This window comes from Nonomuraea phyllanthi (assembly GCF_006334985.2).
GTDB classification, from domain to species: domain Bacteria; phylum Actinomycetota; class Actinomycetes; order Streptosporangiales; family Streptosporangiaceae; genus Nonomuraea; species Nonomuraea phyllanthi.
This window is the reverse complement of sequence record NZ_VDLX02000058.1, coordinates 1-1187: the sequence shown is the minus strand read 5'-3', so window position 1 is coordinate 1187 and position 1187 is coordinate 1. Positions and strand designations below refer to the sequence as shown.

At 57.8% G+C, this 1187-nt stretch carries 2 rRNA genes; both read left to right on the top strand.

What is annotated here, in order from left to right:
* Positions 1-118: ribosomal RNA gene (locus FH608_RS51130) — 16S ribosomal RNA — on the top strand; the annotation flags it as partial.
* A 295-nt stretch (positions 119-413) separates the two neighbouring features.
* A 23S ribosomal RNA gene (locus FH608_RS51125) occupies positions 414-1187 on the top strand; the annotation flags it as partial.

Genomic DNA, 1187 nt, shown 5'->3' with positions numbered 1-1187 from the left:
CACCCGAAGCCCGTGGCCCAACCACTTGTGGGGGGAGCGGTCGAAGGTGGGGCTGGCGATTGGGACGAAGTCGTAACAAGGTAGCCGTACCGGAAGGTGCGGCTGGATCACCTCCTTTCTAAGGAGCATTTTCACCTTTCACCGGCGCACGATCGGTGGGGTGACAGCTCACTAGTGGAGCACTGGCTACTCGGCATCGCGTGAGGCGATGGCCGGCTAGTACCGCCCTTCGGGGAGTGGGAAACACCGGATCATCGGTTACGGGGTGTCGGACACACTGTTGGGTCCTGAGGGAACGGGCTGTGCGCCTGTTTGACTCAGTACAGGGCCGCTGAGGGGTCGGGGTTGTCCCGGTCTTGAGGCGGTTGCTGTTTGTTGTTTGAGATTTGCATAGTGGACGCGAGCATCTTTGTGGCCAAGTTTTTTAGGGCACACGGTGGATGCCTTGGCATCAGGAGCCGATGAAGGACGTGGGAGGCTGCGTTAAGCCTCGGGGAGTCGCCAACCAGACGTTGATCCGGGGATGTCCGAATGGGGAAACCTAGCACCAGTCATGTGGTGTTGCCTCCGTCTGAATGTATAGGGCGGTTGGTGGTAACGCGGGGAAGTGAAACATCTCAGTACCCGTAGGAAGAGAAAACAAGAGTGATTCCGTGAGTAGTGGTGAGCGAAAGCGGATGAGGCTAAACCGGGCGTGTGTGATAGCCGGCGGGCGTTGCATGTTCGGGGTTGTGGGACCTTCTTGCAGTCTCCGCTGGGACTGCGGACAGTGATAAATCGGTGGGGTAGTCGAAGCCTTTGGGAAAGGGCGCCGTAGACCGTGAGAGCCGGGTAGGCGAAATCTTGCCGACTGTTTGAGGGGATCCCAAGTAGCACGGGGCTCGAGGAATCCTGTGTGAATCTGCCAGGACCACCTGGTAAGCCTAAATACTCCCTGGTGACCGATAGTGCACGAGTACCGTGAGGGAAAGGTGAAAAGTGCCCCGGTGAGGGGTTGTGAAAGAGTACCTGAAACCGTGTGCCTACAAGCCGTAGGAGCTTAGTCGTTCTTCGGAACGGCTGTGATGTGACTGCGTGCCTTTTGAAGAATGAGCCTGCGAGTTATGGTGTGTGGCGAGGTTAACCTGTGTGGGGGAGCCGTAGCGAAAGCGAGTCTGAAGAGGGCGTTTGAGTCGCATGCTGTAGAC